Source organism: Ruegeria sp. AL7, from assembly GCF_056536105.1.
Genome location: NZ_JBQFJF010000001.1, coordinates 3,360,992 through 3,379,270 on the forward strand (window position 1 = coordinate 3,360,992; position 18,279 = coordinate 3,379,270).

Here is an 18,279-nt window from a genome sequence, read left to right on the forward strand (position 1 = left end):
TGAGGTCCCCGGGCAGCAATGGCAATGTGACAGAATCGTGATGTTGACACCGCTTAGCATGGCCTTACCGTCCCGCAAAGGTAACGCAGCGGAGAAAGTGCACATGACCCAGATTGACTACTTTTTTGCGACACTCTCACCCTATTCCTATCTGGCGGGGATGCGGCTGGAAGAAATTGCGGCGAAACACGGCGCGACGATCAACTATAAACCGCTGGACATTATCGCCCTGTTCGCGCGCACCGGGGGAACCCCTCCGAAAGACCGGCATATCTCTCGTATCGAATACCGCGCACAGGAGTTGCTGCGCCAATCGAAGAATCTGGGGATGGAGTTCAATCTGAAACCGGCGCACTGGCCGACCAACATGGCCCCGTCATCTTATGCGGTTATTGCCGCGATCAAGGACGGTTCGGGCGATGTGGGTAAGCTGTGTCATTCCTTCCTTCGCGCCTGCTGGGCCGAGGAAAAGGATATCGCACAGGACGATGTCATCCGCGAATGTCTGACGCAAGCCGGGTTTGAACCCGGTCTGGCAGACAGCGGCTTGCTGGTTGGGGCAGAAACCTATGCCGCCAACCTCGAGGAAGCCGTGGACCGAGGTGTCTTCGGCGCACCGTTCTATATCACGCCCGACGACCAGCGGTTCTGGGGTCAGGACAGGCTGGATGATCTGGACCGGCATCTGGCCGAGATGAACGGGTGACGGTCAGGGCCGCGATGCAATCGGTTTTCGTCAGGCACTTGGGTGAGGGGGAGCGGAAACTGCTCGCCCTCCATTGCACGATTGCACATTCCGGTGCCTGGTCCGGTTTGGCCAGTGCGCTGGATGGCTGCGCGTCATTTATTGCCCCGGATATGTTGTCGCATGGGCGCAGCCCGGATTGGGACGGGCAGGGTGATTTCTTTGACGCAGTGACCAAACCCGCCCTGGCTGAATTGACCGAACCCATGGATGTAATCGGGCATTCCTTTGGGGCGATGATCGCGCTCAGGCTGGCGATCGAACATCCCGACCGCGTGCGCAGCCTGATCCTGATCGAACCCGTGTTCTTTGCAGTTGCAAAACAGGATGCGCCGCTGTTGTTCGAACAGCACGAACGGGACTCCGAGCCGGTCAATGCGGCCTTCGCATCTGGTGACAAGGTTTTGGCGGCGCGCCTGTTCAACAGGGCGTGGAGCACGAAGATCAGCCCCAAATGGCCTGATTTGCCCGAACGCACGCGGGCAAATATGGTGCGTGGAATCGATGCGGTTCCGGCTTCGCAGCCTGTGCTCTACGATGATCAGGCAGGGTTGCTTAACGCCGATCAGCTTCGGCGTGCATCGATGCCGACCCTGCTGCTGAGCGGGTCAGAGACGCCGCCGGTGATCCACGCGATTTGCGCAGGGCTGAAACGGCGCCTGCCTGATGCACGCCATGAACGCATCAACGGCGCAGGGCACATGCTGCCGATTTCACACCCTGATGAAACCGGCGCTTTGCTGCGGGCGTTCTGGCAGGCCAACGCCCCGTTAGGCGTTAAAGCAGATTGAGAAACTGATCGATCTCCGCCGCTCCGATGGACCAGTCGCAAACCAGCCTGCACGCGAGGTTTTCGTTTTCATCCTCGCCGTCCAGCTCTGCCCCCCAAAGGTGATAAACCGCGCCGGCCTCATGCAGCTGCTTGTGCTTCGCGCGTGGGAATGAGGCAAAGATCATATTGGCCTGCGGTTCGTGCAGAAACGCGGCCCCCTTGGCGCGCAAACCCTCGGCCAAGCGGGCGCAGTTGTCATTGGCCTGACGTGCCATCTTCAGCCACAGGTCGTCTTCCAGATAGGCCGCCATCTGAGCGGACAGATAGCGGTGCTTGGAAAACAGATGCGCCCCGCGCTTGCGCCGCAGCTCAAACTCCCAGGCTTTGCTTTCATCAAAGAACACCACCGCCTCGACACCCATCAGACCGTTCTTGGTGCCACCAAAACTGACAGCATCCACACCTGCTTTCCACGTCATATCCGCCGGGGAACAGTTCAGCGCAACCAACGCGTTGGTAAAGCGCGCGCCGTCCAGATGTACAGGCAGGCCGTACGTCTTGGCGACCCCGCACAGGGCCTGCAACTCTGCCAGCGAATAAACCGATCCGCGCTCGGTCACTTGTGTGATCGACACGGGTCCGCGCTGCGGCCCATGTACGCCGCGTGTTTCTTCACCCAGAATTGACCCGCGCAGCGCCTCAGGGGTCATCTTGTCTCCGCCCGGAACCAGGGTCAGCTTGGCGCCGCTGTAAAACTCCGGTGCGTTGCATTCGTCCTCGTGGATATGCGCGACTGGGGAACAGAAAACCGTTTCCCAAGGCTTTGACAATGTTGCAAGGGCCAGAGAATTCGCGGCTGTCCCCGTCGCCACCAGATAGACCGCAGCACCCGGAGCCTCGAAGATGCTGCGGATACGGTCGCGCACCTCGTTCATCAGCGTATCCGCACCATAGGCCATCTGATAGCCCTGATTGACCTCGGCCAGCCTGGCCATGACCTGCGGATGAACCGGCCCGGAATTGTCAGACGCGAAATGCATCAGCTTGGCTCCTCGATTATGTAATCTTCCCACTCTTCCATGGGTGTCTCAAACTCGGACACTGTGCGCCCCTGAACCGAGACCCCGGCGGCATGCACACTGTCCGCTGTACCAGATATCAACGGGTGCCAGTCGTAAAGCGGTTTGCCTTCCCACAGCAACCGATACGCGCAGGTTTGTGGCAACCAATAGGCATGTTCGTCGATATTGTCGGGGGTCATGACGATGCATTCGGGCACGAATTGATGCCGGATGTCGTATTGTACGCAGCGGCAGCTTTCGTCATCCAACAGGCGGCACGCGACGCAGGTCAGGGCAACCTCGCCCGTGTCTTCATCTTCCAGCTTGTTCAGGCAGCATTTGCCGCAGCCATCACATAACGCCTCCCACTCGCGCTGGTTCATTTGGCGCAGGGGTTTGCGCTCCCAAAACCGGGCAGGCAGGCCCGTGCGTTCAATCGGATCAACACTCATAGGGTGGTCAATATACCGCGGGCCTGTTTGCAGTCGGCATCCATCTGCGTGATCAGACTCTCCAGCCCGTCAAATGTCATCTCGGGGCGCAGAAAGTCGATCAGACCCACCGACAGCGTCGCCCCGTACAGATCGCCCGAAAAGTCGAACAGGAAGGTTTCGATATTGGGCACCTGGCCGTTAAACATCGGACGTACCCCGATCGAGGCTGCGCCGTGATAGCTGCCTTTATGCGGCCCATCCAACACGTCCACCAATACGGCGTAGACACCGAACTTTGGCGGGTGCAGCCCTTCGATGGACATATTCGCGGTGGGAAAGCCCAACTCGCGCCCGCGCTGTTCGCCCCCGATCACTTCGCCTTCGATCCGGTGCCAGTGTCCCAGCATCGCGGCTGCGTCCCGTGGTCGGCCGTCGCTCAGCGCGGTGCGAATGGCGGTTGAGGACACAACGTTTTCCGACCGTTCCATCAAAGGCGCAATCGTCACGCCGAACCCCATGTCCCGCCCGAACCGCACCAGATCCTGCGCCGTGCCGCTGCGGCCCTTGCCAAAGCAGAAATCGGCCCCCACCACGACATGCGACAGGCCCAGCCCGTCGCAGATCACGTTGCGTGCAAACTCTTCCGGCGATAGCCCTGCCAGCGCGGCGTTGAACGGCAGTTCATACAGCTTCTCTACGCCCAGCTTTTCCAGCCGGTGCGCCCGCGCATTGCCCCGCATCAGGCGGAACGGAGGCGTGTCCGGCGCAAAATACTCCCGCGGATGCGGCTCGAAGGTCAACACACCCAGCGGCGCGTCTGGCGCAGCTTTACGGGCCAGTTCGATGACCGACTGGTGCCCCAAATGAACGCCGTCGAAATTCCCGATTGCCACGCTGGCGCCGCGATCTTCTGGCTGGACGAACTGGATATCCCGGATGATGTGCATAGACGATTGCGTAGCGGCGCGAGTCAATTTGTTCAAGCGGCAGTTTGAATTCCAAGAATGCGATCCTGCGAATGAGCCTTGAACATTTCGCTTGGCCGGGAAAATGCACATGGCCAATCCAAGTATTTCAGGCCAGGCGCCTCCAACCGCTTGATTCAAAAAAAACTCTGGGTTTAGACTGAAAATCCGGTCCCCTGGATTAAGGCGCACCGGATCAAAGCCCGGCCAGGTTCGAACGAACCCAGCACAGGAGGCAGACCCATGTACCGAATGCGACTGTTCGCGATTCGTCATGCCCGCACTTTCGAGTGGATCTATAAATGTGTCGAACGCGGCATGGTCGCGATGGACCCGCTATTTGCAAAGATCGGATATAACCGCGTCGAACGCCCCATCGCACTGGTCGAGAAGGGCGTCAAAACCCTGTTGTTCGATTGCAAGATGTGCGGGCAATGCGTGTTGTCATCCACCGGCATGTCCTGCCCGATGAACTGCCCAAAGCAATTGCGCAATGGCCCATGTGGCGGCGTACGTCCCGGCGAGTTCTGCGAGGTGAAGCCGGATATGAAATGCGTCTGGGCCCTGGCCTGGAACGGAGCCAGCCGCATGCGGCACGGAGCCGACAAGATAAAAGAAGTTCTGCCACCGGTGGAGCACACGTTGAAAGGCTCGTCATCCTGGTTGCGGGTCAGCCGCGAGATTGCAGCGCACGAGCGCGAGACCCGGGATGCTGCCCGATTGGCGCTGGCCGAGGCATTCCCCGAAGCGCGCGAGAATGAACCTTCTGCGGCACCACTGGCCGCCGAACCACCCAACGCGATAAACCGGGAACTGAAGAAATGAGTGATACCCATCGCAACGAGGTGGAGCCGATTGGCTATGTTCCGGTTCCCCAAGGATATGTGTCGCACAGCCGGTTGGAAAAGGTACTCCGTTCAGGCCGTTTCGCAGTCACAGCCGAATTGAACCCACCCGACAGTGCCGACCCCGAGGATGTTTTTCAGGCGGCCCAACCGCTTGGTGAAGTGGCTGACGCGATCAATGCAACCGATGCTTCGGGCGCGAACTGTCACATGTCCTCGATTGGGATTTGTGCCTTGCTGACGCGCGCGGGTTATTCTCCGGTCTATCAGATTTCCTGCCGCGACCGGAACCGGATTGCCATTCAGGGAGATGTTCTGGGGGCTGCGGCGTTGGGCGTCAGTAACGTGCTGTGCCTGACCGGCGACGGCGTCGGCGTCGGGGATCAGCCGGGGGCAAAACCGGTTTTCGATTTCGATTCCCTGACCCTGTTGCGGACGATCCGCACGATGCGCGATCAGGGAATGTTCCTTTCTGGTCGTAAGATCACGCGCCCGCCGCAACTGTTCCTTGGTGCTGCCGAAAACCCCTGTATCCCGCCTTATGACTGGCGACCTGACCGTCTGGCAAAGAAGGTTGAGGCCGGGGCCGAGTATATTCAGACCAATTACATCTACGACATTCCGCTGTTCGAGAAATTCATGGCGCGGGTGAGGGATGCGGGGCTGGACAAGAAAGTGTTCATCATCGCGGGCGTCGGCCCCATCGCGTCAGCGCGTGCGGCACGCTGGATGCGCAGCAATGTTCCCGGCATTCACATCCCCGATCAGGTCATCGAGCGGATGGAGAAAGCCGAAAAGCCAGCTGACGAGGGCAAGAAGATCTGTATCGAACTGATCCAGCAGATCCGCGATATCGCGGGGGTGTCCGGCGTTCATGTGATGGCCTACAGGCGCGAACACGTGGTGTCAGAGATCATTCTGGAATCCGGTGCGTTGAAAGGGCGAAAACACGCCCGACCGTCCTGAAAGGCACAGGCAAAAAACAGCGTCCAAACAAAAAAGGCGCCGGTCGGGCGCCTTTTGCATGGAAGTGTTCGCCGATCAGTCGAACTTGCGCGACGGGGCCAGTACCATGGCTTCACCGATCAGAACCTTCTTGCCCTCGACCGAGCAATGGCAATCCAGTTTGACGCGACGCTTGGAAAAGTCGATGTCGATAACTTTGACCTCGGCGTAAACCATGTCACCGGGGCGCACGGGGGCCAGGAACTTCAGTGACTGCCCCATATAGACCGTGCCATGGCCCGGCAGTTGTTCGCCAATCACGGCCGAAATCAGCCCAGCTGTCAGCATCCCGTGCGCGATGCGCCCTTCGAAGATTGTATCGCGGGCATAATCATCATCCAGATGCACCGGATTCCGGTCTGTCGAGATCTGCGCAAACATCTCGATATCTTCGTCCGTCACCACTTTGCGCAGGTGGCGGGACATGCCCATTTCGATGTCTTCGATACAGATCGTTCCGCGTGGAAGATTGTCCAACATGTTGCCCTCACTCGAAATCGACCGAGAAAGAAAAAACCACTATCCGGCCTAGGTTGGCAACTTTATTACTTCGCAGTTGCAGAAAATCAAGTCTTTTCTTGCTATCTCAATCGACCGATTGTGTAGGTCGGGTTGATCTTTTCCCTTTCGATATAAGCTGTTAGGGATTCGTGATCCGGATGGTGCGACGTTTTTGTCTCGGCCGCCGCCAGCCCGCCCGAAATGAACAGGGAATCAATGCCTTCACCCATGCCCCCCAGAATGTCCGTATGGGGGCCGTCGCCGATCACCAGAATGTCGCTGTCCGGGATATCATGGCCCAGTTCCTGCAACCTGCGGCGCGCCAGATCGTAGATCGGCGGGTGCGGTTTGCCGAAATACAGGCTCTCGCCGCCCATCTCGGTATAGAGCTTTGCCAAAGCGCCGGCACACCATTCGCGCACCTCGCCGCGATCGACAACAATATCGGGGTTTGCGCATAGCAGCTTCATGCCCATCTGTTTGGCATAGAGGAAATCGGGGCGGTTCACGTCCGGGTCAGCCATCGGATCAAAGGGACCACAGCAGACGATCCCTTCGGCCTCTCTTAGCGGGACACGTTCGATATGGATCGGGTGGTGCAGCAGTTTCAGTGGCTCGAAAAAGCCCGCATCGCGCTGCCATTCCCCCATGAAGTAAACCTTGTGCCCGACAGCGCCACGGAACATCGCCGACCGCGCGGAATCGCCGCTGGTGGCAATGGTGTCATAGGCGTCTGCGGGAACATTGAACTGCACCAGTTGCTCGGCCACACCCGCGCGGGGTTTGGGCGAGTTCGTGACCAGCACGACAAGCCCCCCGTCCGCGCGATAGGCTTGAAGGGCTGCAACAGCTTCGGGATAGGCCGTGATCCCGTTGTGAACGCACCCCCACAGATCGACAAACAACGCTTTGTAGCGGGCAGAGATTTCGGAAAGCGCGTGAACGATCTGGGTCATATGTGGCCTCAAGCTGAAACTGCACGAGCCTTATGACCGATTGGCAAGGGATTGGCCACCAATCGATAGGTGGCCACCCTGTATTTCATCTGTCGGGTACAGGTCTGCCCAAGCGCAATGCCGGATGCGCAGGCCGAAGACCAATAATGCGGGGTCCGTTTTACTCAGAACGACAGACCCCGCGTGTTTCTTCAGACCTTCAGGTTCGGAATGATCTGCTTTTTACGGCTCATGATGCCCGGCAGAACCACGGCGTCGCCATCGACGGATGCACCAAAGCTTTTCTCGGCAACGGTTTTGACCAGATCGTTGGGCACCAGCAGAGTGGCTTCCTCGTTCAGGATATCCACGACGAACAGCAACACCTGATCGACACCGTCTTCCTTGGCGACATCCACCATCGAACCCGCCAGGCTTGCCTTGCGGTCCAGAATGACGCCCGGCGCAGTGGTTTCCAGAACCGAGACACGGAAATTGGTGCCATCGACCTCGTATTCCTTGCTGTCCATGCGGATCAGTTCGGCATCCGAGAAGGACGAGACATCCGATTTCGCCGCAAACATGTCTGCCGCGTAAGCCGAGATATCCAGCTCCAGCTCGGCTGCCAGCCGCTCAGCAACCTCGCGGTCATGGGGCGTGGTGGTGGGCGAGCGGAATTCCAGCGTGTCCGACAGGATGCAGGTCAGTGCCGCGCCCTTGATGGCGTCAGGCATCTTGGCCGCATCGTCGCCCATCAGGTCGACCATGATGGTGGCCGTGCAGGCCAGCGGGCGCACGGTGATGTCGATCGGGCCTTTGGTTTCCAGACCACCGACCAGCTTGTGGTGGTCGATAATGGCGCGGATGTCTGCGTCATTGACGTTGGCGGGCAGTTCGGCGGGGTTGTTGGTGTCGACGATGACCACCGGAGTGTCCGCGGCCAGATCGTTCAGGATACGTGGCTTCGGCAGATCCCAGTTGTCCAGCATGAATGCCGCTTCGGTGTTGGGTTCGCCCAACAGCACGGGCTCGGCCTGCACACCTTTGATTTCGTTAAGGTACCACGACCACAGGATCGGCGAGCCTGTGGAATCGGTGTCGGGGGATTTGTGACCAAATACGAGCGTTGTCATGTCAGCGTCCTGCGGAATGGAAATTTGCGCGCCTTATAGGGCGGACAAACGTCCTTGTCACGCCACAGCAGCCCGTCTGCGACGCTTGGTCTGAAAACCGCTGAACCGGCTTAGAAAGAGGCGCGTGTCAGCGTGTATCCGGCCTGCTCCAGCTGGTTCAGCAAACCGTGGTCGTCACTCAGATGACCTGCGCCGACCGCGATCACCGCTGTCTGATCCGTGATGGCCAGAATATGCTCCATCCACAGGGCATTCCGCTGGACCAGCATCTGCTGCTCGAACCCGTTCCATTCCTCATCGAAGACGTCCCGGCTCAGCCCGGATTCTTCGAACCCCTGCAGGCGGGCAAATTGTATGATCTCGGCGTGCTTTTCTTCCAGATATCCATTGGCCATGGTGGCCAGTTGATCGTTGCTTCCCATCATCGCCCCGGACAGGCGCACCAGTGACTCGACCTGCTGTTCCAGCGGGTGACTGTCGAACATGGCGATCAGGTCGTCGATACGTTCCAGCGAGTGTTGCGGAATGCCGTTTTCTGCGGCCAGATCGTTCAGGCGGGCGTCCATGCCGTAGGTCCCGTTCGGATCTTCCATCATGCAGGGCGGGATGCTCAGCATCATGCTCAAGAACCACGGTCGCATTTTGGCCGCCATCCAGCCGGGAATGCCGCGCTGGTTCAACGCGGTCGAGAATGCGGCCCAGTCTTCATCTCCCATCAGGTCGATCAGGGTCGGCCCGGATGTGATCATTACAGCGCTGAGATTATTGGCCAGGTTTTTTTCGAATGCATCCATGTCAGTCTGGGTGACTTCGAAATAGAACGCGTCAGCCTGGCTCAGGTCCGGAGACAGGCGTTCAACCACCTTTTCCATACGTTCGTCATACGTGTGCAGGGTGCCAATGATGTGCAGAACCGTGTCATCCTTGCGCGCAATCCAGTGGTTGCCTTCCGGAAAGGGGATGTCCGCCACGGCGCGTTGCAACTCGGCCCGCGCGTCATCTGACAGCAGTGGGCGCAGGTCCTGCCCATCGCACGCAGCCTTAGCCGTGATCGGGGCCAGTAGAAAAGCAAGAAATGTCAGCAGGCGCATGAACCCATCCGGTGTTGTGTCATCAAGGTGTTCCAGACATAGCCATGCCTGCGACCCATGTTCAAGCAACCCGTCTGGTATTCCTCAACAATCTGCGTAGCATAGGCCCCATGAACCGCGAGCAGGACCTCTATCCCCCGATCAAGGCGCTTTTGGAGCGTCAGGGATACACCGTCAAAGGAGAAGTGGGCGCTGCCGATATCGTCGCGATGCGCGAAGACGAGCCGCCTGTGATTGTCGAGCTCAAGCTCAGGTTCACGCTGTCCCTGTTCCATCAGGCAATTGCCCGCCTGAAACTCACGGATCAGGTCTATATCGGGGTCAGCAAACCCACCGGGCGCACGGCCCGGCGGGCGCTCAGGGACAATCTGGCGCTGTGCCGCAGGCTTGGTCTGGGTCTGATCACCGTACGTACCGATGGCACGGTCGAGGTGCAATGCGATCCGGGCCCCTATGCGCCGCGCAAGGACAAGGCCAGGGCAGCGCGGCTGCTGCGCGAATTCGATCGGCTGGAGGGCGACCCCAATTCCGGGGGCGCGACACGCCATGGGATCGTGACGGCCTACCGTCAGGATGCGTTGAAATGCGCCGCCTTTCTGGCCGAACACGGCCCGGCCAAAGGGGCCGAAGTTGCCAGATCGGTGGGTGTCCCGGTTGCCACCCGGTTGATGCGGGAAAATCACTATGGCTGGTTCGAGAAGGTTGAAAAAGGCGTCTACGCTCTTACGTCTGACGGAACAGATGGCTTGAAACACTGGGCCTACAGCTGGGAACAGTCCGACTAGGCCGTTCTCAAAAAAATCCCAAACACCTTGTTGACTCGGCGTTTTAGACTCCCTAGCTATGCGTCGTTATCACTCACACACACCGAGTGCTAACGCCTCGTCGAATGGCGAGGGGAGGATAAACAAAACTTTGAGCCCAAGGAGCTGCAAAGATGGCATTGAAACCGCTTCATGACCGTGTGCTGGTTCGCCGTACCGAAAGCGATGAAAAAACCGCAGGCGGACTGATCATTCCTGACAGCGCAAAAGAAAAGCCCAGCGAAGGCGAAGTCGTCGCAACCGGCGAAGGCGCGCGCAAGGACAGCGGCGAGCTGATCGCAATGGCGGTCAAGGCTGGCGACAAGATCCTGTTCGGCAAATGGTCGGGCACCGAGGTCCAGGTCGACGGCGAAGAGCTGCTGATGATGAAAGAAAGCGACATCATGGGGATCATCGAGTAAGCCCGCGCTTTCTCTGATCTTCCACTAAACACATTTTCTCAAGGAGAAACGACATGGCTGCAAAGGACGTCAAGTTCGACACCGATGCCCGCAACAAGATGCTGAAAGGCGTCAACATTCTGGCGGATGCTGTCAAAGTGACCCTGGGCCCCAAAGGCCGCAACGTGGTTCTGGACAAATCCTTCGGCGCACCGCGCATCACCAAAGACGGTGTTTCGGTTGCCAAGGAAATCGAACTGGAAGACAAGTTCGAAAACATGGGCGCGCAGATGGTGAAAGAAGTCGCCAGCCGCACCAATGACGAAGCCGGTGACGGCACCACCACCGCGACCGTTCTGGCGCAGGCCATCGTAAAAGAAGGCCTGAAGCAGGTTGCAGCGGGCCTGAACCCGATGGACCTGAAGCGCGGCATCGACCTGGCAACCGCCAAAGTTGTCGAAGGCATCCGTGCTGCTTCGCGCGAAGTCAAAGACTCGGCAGAAGTTGCTCAGGTTGGCACCATCTCGGCCAATGGCGAAGCTGAAATTGGCCAGCAGATCGCGGACGCGATGCAGAAGGTTGGCAACGAAGGCGTCATCACCGTCGAAGAAAACAAAGGTCTGGAAACCGAGACCGATGTTGTCGAAGGTATGCAGTTCGACCGCGGCTACCTGTCGCCTTACTTCGTCACCAACGCAGACAAGATGATCGCAGAACTCGACGACTGCATGATCCTGCTGCACGAAAAGAAACTGTCTTCGCTGCAGCCGATGGTTCCGCTGCTCGAGCAGGTGATCCAGTCGCAAAAGCCGCTGCTGATCATTGCAGAAGACGTTGAAGGCGAAGCGCTGGCAACTCTGGTTGTCAACAAACTGCGCGGCGGCCTGAAAATTGCTGCTGTCAAGGCACCGGGCTTCGGCGATCGCCGTAAGGCCATGCTGCAGGACATCGCAATCCTGACCGGCGGTCAGGTGATCAGCGAAGATCTGGGCATGAAGCTTGAGAATGTCACCATGGACATGCTGGGCACCGCCAAGAAGATCGAGATCAGCAAAGACGAAACCACCATCGTCGACGGTGCTGGCGAGAAAGCCGAGATCGAAGCACGTGTTGCTCAGATCCGCACCCAGATCGAAGAAACCTCGTCGGATTACGACCGTGAGAAGCTGCAGGAACGCGTTGCCAAACTGGCAGGCGGTGTTGCCGTTATCCGCGTCGGCGGCATGACCGAAGTTGAAGTGAAAGAGCGTAAGGACCGTGTGGACGATGCTCTGAACGCAACACGCGCAGCCGTTCAGGAAGGCGTCGTTGTAGGCGGTGGTGTTGCTCTGGTTCAGTCCGGTAAAGCACTGGAATCGCTGAAAGGCGCAAACGCTGATCAGGACGCAGGCATCAACATCGTGCGCAAGGCCATCGAAGCGCCGCTGCGCCAGATCGCCGAAAACGCAGGCGTTGACGGTGCGGTTGTTGCAGGCAAAGTGCGCGAATCTTCGGATCCGGCCTTTGGCTTCAACGCTCAGACCGAAGAATATGGCGACATGTTCTCGTTCGGCGTGATCGACCCGGCCAAAGTTGTCCGTACCGCTCTGGAAGATGCGGCATCGGTTGCCGGCCTGCTGGTCACCACCGAAGCGATGGTTGCAGACAAACCGCAAAAAGATGCACCTGCTGGCGGCATGCCCGACATGGGCGGCATGGGCGGCATGATGTAAGCACGTCGAATTCGCCTAAGCGAATTCCGACGACCCCTGACAGGCGTTTGGCTGCAAGGTCAAGCTGTCGAGAGGGGAAGCAAAGTGCTAACGGACGGGGTCGCCTTTTGGCGGCCCCGTTTCATTTCCGATGGCCGCAATGCGGCCATGCCTCCGGCGGGAGTATTTTGTAAAAGATGAAGGCTGGGCCGCGTGTGCCCGAATTGTGAGTGTCCAACGCGCCGCCAAGTCGGTATGTGGTTGAAATGCGACTGTTCCTTCTGACCGCCCTGACCATGTGCGCCTTTGCGGCGAACTCCATTCTGAACCGGCTGGCTATCGACAGCGGGTCCAGTGATCCTGCGGGGTTTGCCATTATCCGGGTTCTGGCGGGGGCGTTGGTTCTGGCCGCACTGATCCTGCTGCGTAGAGGACATTTGCCCCTTCGCAACCGCAGGCGCGTCATCGGGGCCGGGTCGCTTTCCCTGTATATGATCGGGTTTTCCATTGCCTATCTGACGTTGGATGCGGGGCTGGGCGCACTTATCCTGTTTGCCGTTGTGCAGATCACTATGTTCGCCGCCACCGCCCTTGCCGGGGTCAAACCCACCCGACGACAGCTGGCCGGGGCAGCGATTGCACTGGGTGGTCTGGCCTGTGTCCTGTGGCCCACAGGAACAGTGCAGGTCGATCCAACCGGAACCGTTTTGATGATTGCAGCCGGGATCGGCTGGGCAGCCTATTCACTGGTCGGGCGGTCCGAGCCTGATGCGTTGCAGGGCACGGCCGCAAATTTCATCGTCGCGCTGCCGGTAACCGCGCTGGCCCTGATGGCCACAGGGGCAGAGTGGCACATGACCGGATTGGGCTATCTCCTTGCGGCCTTGTCAGGTGGCGTGACCTCGGGTCTGGGATACGCCTTGTGGTATCGCGTTCTGCCCCGGCTGGCACCTTCAACGGCGGCGGTCGTCCAGCTCAGCGTGCCGGTGATCGCGATTGTGGGCGGCGTGGTACTGTTGGGGGAAAGCGCGGGTGTGCGGCTGCTTGTTGGTGCGGCACTGGTTTTGGGCGGTATCGCGCTGGCTGTCCTGCGACGTCAACGTGGGAAGGGCTTTTAACGCAGGCGCACAGGCTTTATCTGGCGGGTATGAGAATTCTGATCGCCCTGCTTTGTTGCCTTTTTCCCGCCGTGGCCAGCGCGAAATGCGTTGTCCTGCTGCACGGTCTGGCCCGGACCGAGGCGTCATTCAGCGTGATGGAGCAACTGTTCAAAGCGAATGGCTATTCCGTCGTGCGCCCCGGTTACCCATCGACCGAAATCGGTATCCCCGAACTGGCCGAACAAACCATCCCGCAAGCATTTGCAGCCTGCGGCAGTGACACCGTCAATGTCGTTGCGCATTCCATGGGTGGCATCCTGTTGCGATACTGGTTACAGGACCACAGCCCTGAAAACATGGGCCGTGTCGTCATGCTGGGGCCGCCCAATCAGGGTAGCCAGCTGGTCGATGAACTCAGCGCGTGGGAGGTGTTCGGATACCTGAACGGCCCGGCCGGACTGCAACTGGGTACGGGCCCGGATAGTATTCCCAGCCGCCTGCCGCCCGTGGATTTCGAACTGGGGGTCATCGCAGGTGATCAGTCCCTGAACCTCGTGTTTTCATCTCTGATCGACGGCCCGGACGATGGCAAGGTGTCGGTCGAATCCACCAAAGTCGAAGGCATGGCCGATCATCTCGTCTTGCCGGTGACCCACACTTTCATGATGAACAACCCGCAGGTCATGGCACAGGCTCTGCACTTTATCGAATTTGGTCGGTTCGATCCCCAGATCACTTGGCTGGACGGTGTGATGGACGTAATAGACGAGATCTGCATCGGGCAGAATTGCTCGGAACCGGGGGCGGAGCCATCAGAATGACCACATTGGAACTGACATTGACCGGTGCCGAGGTTCTGCTACCGGATGAAGGGCTGTCACGCGCGGAGCTTTCCGTTGCAGGTGGGGTCATTCAGAAAGACGCAACCGGGCGGCGGATTGACCTGACCGGGTTTCTTGTTCTGCCAGGTATTGTCGACTTGCACGGCGATGGGTTCGAACGCCATATCGCCCCACGTCGCGGCGCGATGAAGCAGATGAATGAGGGCATTCTGTCGGTCGAGGCCGAACTGGCCGCCAACGGCATCACCACAGCCGTTCTGGCGCAGTTTTACAGCTGGGAAGGCGGCGTGCGCGGCCCGGACTTTGCCGCGCAGGTGTTTGCGGCCATCGCAGCGGTCAAGGGCAGCACGGTCACCGATCTGATCCCGCAATTGCGGTTCGAGACCAATATGCTCGCGGATTACGACGGGCTGGCCCGTCGCATCGCCGATTGGCAGGTGCCATACGTGGTCTTCAATGATCACCTGCCGCATGATCGTTTGGCACAGGGCAAGAAACCACCGCGCCTGACCGGGCAGGCATTGAAGGCCGGACGCAACCCAGAGGCGCATTTTGCGATGCTGCTCGACATGCACGCCCGCAAGGCTGAGGTTCCGGCGGCGCTAGAAGCGCTCTGTTCGGACCTTGCGGACATGGGCGTGCGTCTGGGCAGCCACGATGACGCAACTGCCGAGGCGCGCACCTGGTGGCGCGGCCAAGGGGTGCGTATTGCCGAGTTCCCCGAAACACTTGAAGCCGCCGAGGCCGCGCGCGCTGCCGGGGATCACGTCATTCTCGGCTCGCCCAATGTGGTCCGCGGCGGCTCGCATAAGGGCAATGCCAGCGCGGTAGAGCTGATTGCGATGGGGCTCTGTGATGCGCTGGCCTCGGATTACCATTATCCCAGTCCACGCCGCGCGGCGCTGATGCTGATCAAAACCGGGCTGCTGGATCTCGCAGGGGCCTGGGCGCTGATCTCATCCGGCCCCGCGCGGGTGCTGGACTTGCAGGACCGGGGCACGCTTGCCGCGGGCAAACGCGCCGATCTGGTTATCCTTGATGCAACCACTCACCGGGTCGCCGCGACATTGGCGGGCGGGCGCGTCAGCTATATGTCAGGGGATATCGCGGCGCGCTTTGTGGGGTGAAACCAGACCGGCTTCACCTTTTTCCAAATACTCTCGCCGAAGGCATCGCGCCGCAGCGCGATATTCTACCGCTTGATCCGGTTGATATGTCCCATCTTGCGACCGGCCTTGACCTCGGCCTTGCCGTAAAGATGCAGCGCGACGTCCCGTTCGCGCGCCAGCTCGGGCACACGGTCCATATCGTCGCCAATCAGGTTCTCCATCACCACATCCGAGTGGCGCTGCCCGTCGCCCAACGGCCAACCCGCCACCGCGCGGATGTGCTGTTCGAACTGATCCACGGCGCAGCCATTCTGCGTCCAGTGGCCCGAATTATGCACGCGCGGCGCGATCTCGTTCACGATCAGCCCGCCGGGTGTCACGAACAGCTCAACGCCCATGACACCGACATATTCCAGCGCGTTCAGGATATTGGCCGCCAGCAGGATGGCATCGGTGCGCTGGGCGGGGGACAGTCGGGCAGGGATGGTGGTGGTGTGCAGGATGCCGTCGCGGTGCACATTCTCACCCGGATCAAAACAGGCCACCTGACCATCCAGCCCCCGCGCTGCAATGATCGAAACCTCGTGTGAGAAATCAACGAACCCCTCCAGAAGGGCAGGCGCACCAGCCATATCGGCCAGCGCGGCCTCGGCATCCCGGGGGGTGCGCAATCTGGCTTGTCCTTTGCCGTCATAGCCAAAGCGGCGGGTCTTCAGGATGGCGGGGGCGCCGATTTCTTCGATGGCCGCATTCAGGCTGTCCAGATCGGTGATATCCGCAAACGGAGCCGTTTTCAGGCCAAGCCCCTGCAGGAACGTCTTCTCGGTCAGGCGGTCCTGACTGACCCTCAATGCCTCACGCCCGGGACGAATGGGGCGATGGGCTTCCAGAATATCCAATGCCTCGGTCGGGATGTTCTCGAACTCATAGGTGATGACGTCCACCGCATCGGCGAAGGCCGTCAAGGCGTCGATATCGTCGTAGGCCGCTGTCGTAACCCGATCCGCAACCTGCCCGGCAGGCGGGTTTGCGCCCGGCTCGTAGATGTGGCTGACAAACCCCAGTCGAGAGGCCGCCACCGACAGCATCCGGCCCAGCTGGCCGCCACCCAGAATCCCGATCACTGCACCTTGGGCGAGCATCTCCGCCATCGTCAATTCTCCAAACGTTTTCCAATTGCGCCAAGCGCCGCTCTCAGCGCCTCATGCGCGCCCTGTTCGATCAGGGTGCCCGTCATTTGCAGGCTCAAAGTACCTTCGGTCGCCAAAGCGTCGCGCTCCTGTGCCAACCGCCCGGCTGTGTTTTTTTCCATCGCGGCGAGAAAACCCGCCATCAACTGCGTGGTATAGAACTCGGCCCCGTCCGCATCGCCGGTTACGTCACCCAGCCATTCGGCCCCGGTGGCCATCAGATCCAGAATGCCGGGAACCATGGCACAAATGGCAAAATGCGCGTTCAGCGCCACCTCATCCGCAACCTTGACCACGGGGTTTTCCGGCTCAAACAGCTCGGCCAGCAAGCGGTCATTGCCGAACGCCGCCATCGGACAGCCACCGGACTGCAAGAACCCCAGTGGGATGGTTTGGACGAAATCCGACGCAGGGGCGCAAAGCTTGGCCAAATCCTCGGCGGAAACGGCCGCCATAACTGACACGACCTGCTGATCGGCACGAAAGGTCAGGGGGGCCAGAACCTCGGCCGCAATATGCGGGCGCAGGCACAGGAACACGATGTCCGAGGCGTCAATCACCGCTTGCGGCGGCGCGATAGTCACGCCCAGTTCGGCCTTCAGGGCGGTCGAGACCTCGGCGTTGCGTTCTGTCACGCTGACCTCATGCCCTTTGGCGGCCATCAGCCGCGCAATCGGCGCGGCGATATGCCCGGTGCCGATAAACCCGATCCGGCTCATCCCTGCGGTTCCTCGGGGATCGAGGCGGACAACGCGTCACGCCAGGCATCCAGCCGCGCGGCCGGGCTTCATCCTGCAAGGCCAGAATGCCCGCGGCCATCAGGCCCGCATTGGCCCCGCCAGCCGACCCGATTGCCATGGTCGCCACCGGAAAGCCTTTGGGCATCTGCACAATGGAATACAGTGAATCCACCCCCGACAAGGCCCGCGTCTGCACAGGCACGCCAATCACCGGTACGCGTGTTTTCGAGGCCATCATGCCCGGCAGATGTGCCGCTCCGCCAGCGCCCGCGATGATCACCTGCAACCCGCGCGACACGGCGGTCTTGCCATAGTCCCACAACCGGTCCGGGGTGCGATGGGCCGAAACGATACGCGCCTCATAAGCGATGCCCAGTTCATCCAGAATATCCGCGGCTTCCTTCATCGTGGGCCAGTCCGACTGGCTGCCCATGATGATCCCCACTGTCACATCGCTCATCCGCTTACGTCCCCGCGCTCAGAAAGAGCGCGCACTATAGCCAAATCCGCTTTTGTGGCAATGCGGTACAGGGCGTTCAGGCAATGATATCGGGGGTCAGGCGGTCTTCGATCAGGCGGATGAAGTCTTTCAGGCGCAGTTTTTCCTTTTTCAGACGCCGAAGGGTCAACTGATCAGCCGTTCCTTTTTCGTGCAGCGCCTCGATCGCCTCATCAAGGTCGCGGTGCTGGCGGCGAAAAACCTCCAACTCAACCCGCAGAACTTCTTCGGTTTTCATCGAAAGGTCGGTGGGCGCGTTCATTGGCGACTCGGGCTTGTTGTGGTGCTTGCCCAACAAGATAGTGTGTCAGACGTTATCGCGCCAGACCTTGTGGACATCCTGTTTTCTTCCCATATTCTATAACAAGCGGTTGCCGGAACGGGACCGCGCACCACGTCGCTTTGACAATAAAGGAC

General features: G+C 59.7%; 20 protein-coding genes and 1 pseudogene. 10 read left to right on the forward strand and 11 right to left on the reverse strand.

Going from position 1 to position 18,279, the window contains the following annotated elements:
* Window positions 1-103: 103 nt before the first annotated feature.
* A complete protein-coding gene (locus ACR3E2_RS16845; RefSeq protein ID WP_480482276.1) occupies window positions 104-706 on the forward strand; it encodes a DsbA family protein in 603 nt (200 codons plus the stop codon).
* A 14-nt stretch (window positions 707-720) separates the two neighbouring features.
* On the forward strand, window positions 721-1,536 hold the full coding sequence (locus ACR3E2_RS16850; RefSeq protein WP_480492802.1) for an alpha/beta fold hydrolase: 816 nt from the start codon (window positions 721-723) through the stop codon (window positions 1,534-1,536).
* Here the strand turns inward: ACR3E2_RS16850 and ACR3E2_RS16855 are convergent.
* The 3 genes from ACR3E2_RS16855 to ACR3E2_RS16865 are packed head-to-tail and all read right to left on the reverse strand — an operon-like array spanning window position 1,523 to window position 3,959.
* Entirely contained in the window at window positions 1,523-2,557 is a 1,035-nt protein-coding gene (locus ACR3E2_RS16855) for a threonine aldolase family protein (protein ID WP_480482272.1), read from the reverse strand. The genes ACR3E2_RS16850 and ACR3E2_RS16855 overlap by 14 nt on opposite strands.
* Window positions 2,557-3,030 carry a YcgN family cysteine cluster protein gene (locus tag ACR3E2_RS16860; RefSeq protein WP_209504795.1) on the reverse strand — a complete coding sequence of 158 codons (474 nt, stop codon included), beginning with the start codon at window positions 3,028-3,030 and terminating at the stop codon, window positions 2,557-2,559. The genes ACR3E2_RS16855 and ACR3E2_RS16860 overlap by 1 nt, the downstream gene beginning before the upstream one ends.
* Window positions 3,027-3,959 (reverse strand): bifunctional riboflavin kinase/FAD synthetase, encoded by a 933-nt coding sequence (locus ACR3E2_RS16865; protein ID WP_480482270.1) that lies wholly within the window; start codon window positions 3,957-3,959, stop codon window positions 3,027-3,029. The genes ACR3E2_RS16860 and ACR3E2_RS16865 overlap by 4 nt, the downstream gene beginning before the upstream one ends.
* 261 nt (window positions 3,960-4,220) lie before the next feature.
* On the opposite strand from ACR3E2_RS16865, the gene ACR3E2_RS16870 reads away from it, so the two are divergent.
* Together ACR3E2_RS16870 and ACR3E2_RS16875 are read left to right on the forward strand one after the other, a co-directional pair.
* On the forward strand, window positions 4,221-4,802 hold the full coding sequence (locus ACR3E2_RS16870) for a methylenetetrahydrofolate reductase C-terminal domain-containing protein (RefSeq protein WP_480482268.1): 582 nt from the start codon (window positions 4,221-4,223) through the stop codon (window positions 4,800-4,802).
* Window positions 4,799-5,788 carry a methylenetetrahydrofolate reductase gene (locus tag ACR3E2_RS16875; RefSeq protein ID WP_480482266.1) on the forward strand — a complete coding sequence of 330 codons (990 nt, stop codon included), beginning with the start codon at window positions 4,799-4,801 and terminating at the stop codon, window positions 5,786-5,788. Before ACR3E2_RS16870 ends, ACR3E2_RS16875 begins: the two co-directional genes overlap by 4 nt.
* Window positions 5,789-5,863: 75 nt before the next feature.
* Here the strand turns inward: ACR3E2_RS16875 and ACR3E2_RS16880 are convergent, their stop codons facing one another.
* The 4 genes from ACR3E2_RS16880 to ACR3E2_RS16895 form a co-directional block, all read right to left on the reverse strand.
* Window positions 5,864-6,307: a MaoC family dehydratase gene (locus ACR3E2_RS16880; protein WP_267362989.1), complete on the reverse strand. Its 444-nt coding sequence runs from the start codon at window positions 6,305-6,307 to the stop codon at window positions 5,864-5,866.
* 101 nt (window positions 6,308-6,408) lie between these two features.
* On the reverse strand, window positions 6,409-7,284 hold the full coding sequence (locus ACR3E2_RS16885; RefSeq protein ID WP_267362988.1) for a TIGR01459 family HAD-type hydrolase: 876 nt from the start codon (window positions 7,282-7,284) through the stop codon (window positions 6,409-6,411).
* A 191-nt stretch (window positions 7,285-7,475) separates the two neighbouring features.
* The gene (locus ACR3E2_RS16890) at window positions 7,476-8,396 is read right to left on the reverse strand and encodes a manganese-dependent inorganic pyrophosphatase (RefSeq protein WP_480482264.1); all 921 of its coding nucleotides are present in this window, start codon (window positions 8,394-8,396) and stop codon (window positions 7,476-7,478) included.
* A gap of 110 nt (window positions 8,397-8,506) precedes the next feature.
* Entirely contained in the window at window positions 8,507-9,487 is a 981-nt protein-coding gene (locus tag ACR3E2_RS16895) for a TraB/GumN family protein (protein ID WP_480482262.1), read from the reverse strand.
* Window positions 9,488-9,597: 110 nt separating this feature from the next.
* Here ACR3E2_RS16895 and ACR3E2_RS16900 point away from each other — a divergent pair, with 110 nt between their 5' ends.
* From ACR3E2_RS16900 to ACR3E2_RS16925, 6 genes are all read left to right on the forward strand, one after another.
* The gene (locus ACR3E2_RS16900; protein WP_480482260.1) at window positions 9,598-10,272 is read left to right on the forward strand and encodes a DUF2161 domain-containing phosphodiesterase; all 675 of its coding nucleotides are present in this window, start codon (window positions 9,598-9,600) and stop codon (window positions 10,270-10,272) included.
* Window positions 10,273-10,424: 152 nt separating this feature from the next.
* Window positions 10,425-10,712 (forward strand): co-chaperone GroES, encoded by a 288-nt coding sequence (groES, locus tag ACR3E2_RS16905; protein ID WP_170536247.1) that lies wholly within the window; start codon window positions 10,425-10,427, stop codon window positions 10,710-10,712.
* 53 nt (window positions 10,713-10,765) lie between these two features.
* Window positions 10,766-12,403, forward strand: a complete 1,638-nt coding sequence (groL, locus tag ACR3E2_RS16910) for a chaperonin GroEL (protein ID WP_480482257.1) — start codon at window positions 10,766-10,768, stop codon at window positions 12,401-12,403.
* A gap of 245 nt (window positions 12,404-12,648) precedes the next feature.
* A complete protein-coding gene (locus tag ACR3E2_RS16915) occupies window positions 12,649-13,500 on the forward strand; it encodes a DMT family transporter (protein ID WP_480482255.1) in 852 nt (283 codons plus the stop codon).
* Window positions 13,501-13,529: 29 nt separating this feature from the next.
* Window positions 13,530-14,303: an alpha/beta fold hydrolase gene (locus ACR3E2_RS16920; protein WP_480482253.1), complete on the forward strand. Its 774-nt coding sequence runs from the start codon at window positions 13,530-13,532 to the stop codon at window positions 14,301-14,303.
* Entirely contained in the window at window positions 14,300-15,451 is a 1,152-nt protein-coding gene (locus tag ACR3E2_RS16925; RefSeq protein ID WP_480482251.1) for an alpha-D-ribose 1-methylphosphonate 5-triphosphate diphosphatase, read from the forward strand. Before ACR3E2_RS16920 ends, ACR3E2_RS16925 begins: the two co-directional genes overlap by 4 nt.
* 65 nt (window positions 15,452-15,516) lie before the next feature.
* Here ACR3E2_RS16925 and ACR3E2_RS16930 read toward each other — a convergent pair whose 3' ends face one another.
* From ACR3E2_RS16930 to ACR3E2_RS16945, 4 genes and pseudogenes are all read right to left on the reverse strand, one after another.
* Window positions 15,517-16,584 carry a 5-(carboxyamino)imidazole ribonucleotide synthase gene (locus ACR3E2_RS16930; protein ID WP_480482249.1) on the reverse strand — a complete coding sequence of 356 codons (1,068 nt, stop codon included), beginning with the start codon at window positions 16,582-16,584 and terminating at the stop codon, window positions 15,517-15,519.
* Window positions 16,585-16,586: 2 nt separating this feature from the next.
* A complete protein-coding gene (locus ACR3E2_RS16935) occupies window positions 16,587-17,342 on the reverse strand; it encodes an NAD(P)-binding domain-containing protein (RefSeq protein WP_480482247.1) in 756 nt (251 codons plus the stop codon).
* A pseudogene (purE, locus tag ACR3E2_RS16940) lies at window positions 17,339-17,823 on the reverse strand (5-(carboxyamino)imidazole ribonucleotide mutase). The gene ACR3E2_RS16935 and the pseudogene purE overlap by 4 nt, the downstream one beginning before the upstream one ends.
* 76 nt (window positions 17,824-17,899) lie before the next feature.
* Window positions 17,900-18,124: a YdcH family protein gene (locus ACR3E2_RS16945; RefSeq protein ID WP_267362973.1), complete on the reverse strand. Its 225-nt coding sequence runs from the start codon at window positions 18,122-18,124 to the stop codon at window positions 17,900-17,902.
* Window positions 18,125-18,279: the final 155 nt, after the last annotated feature.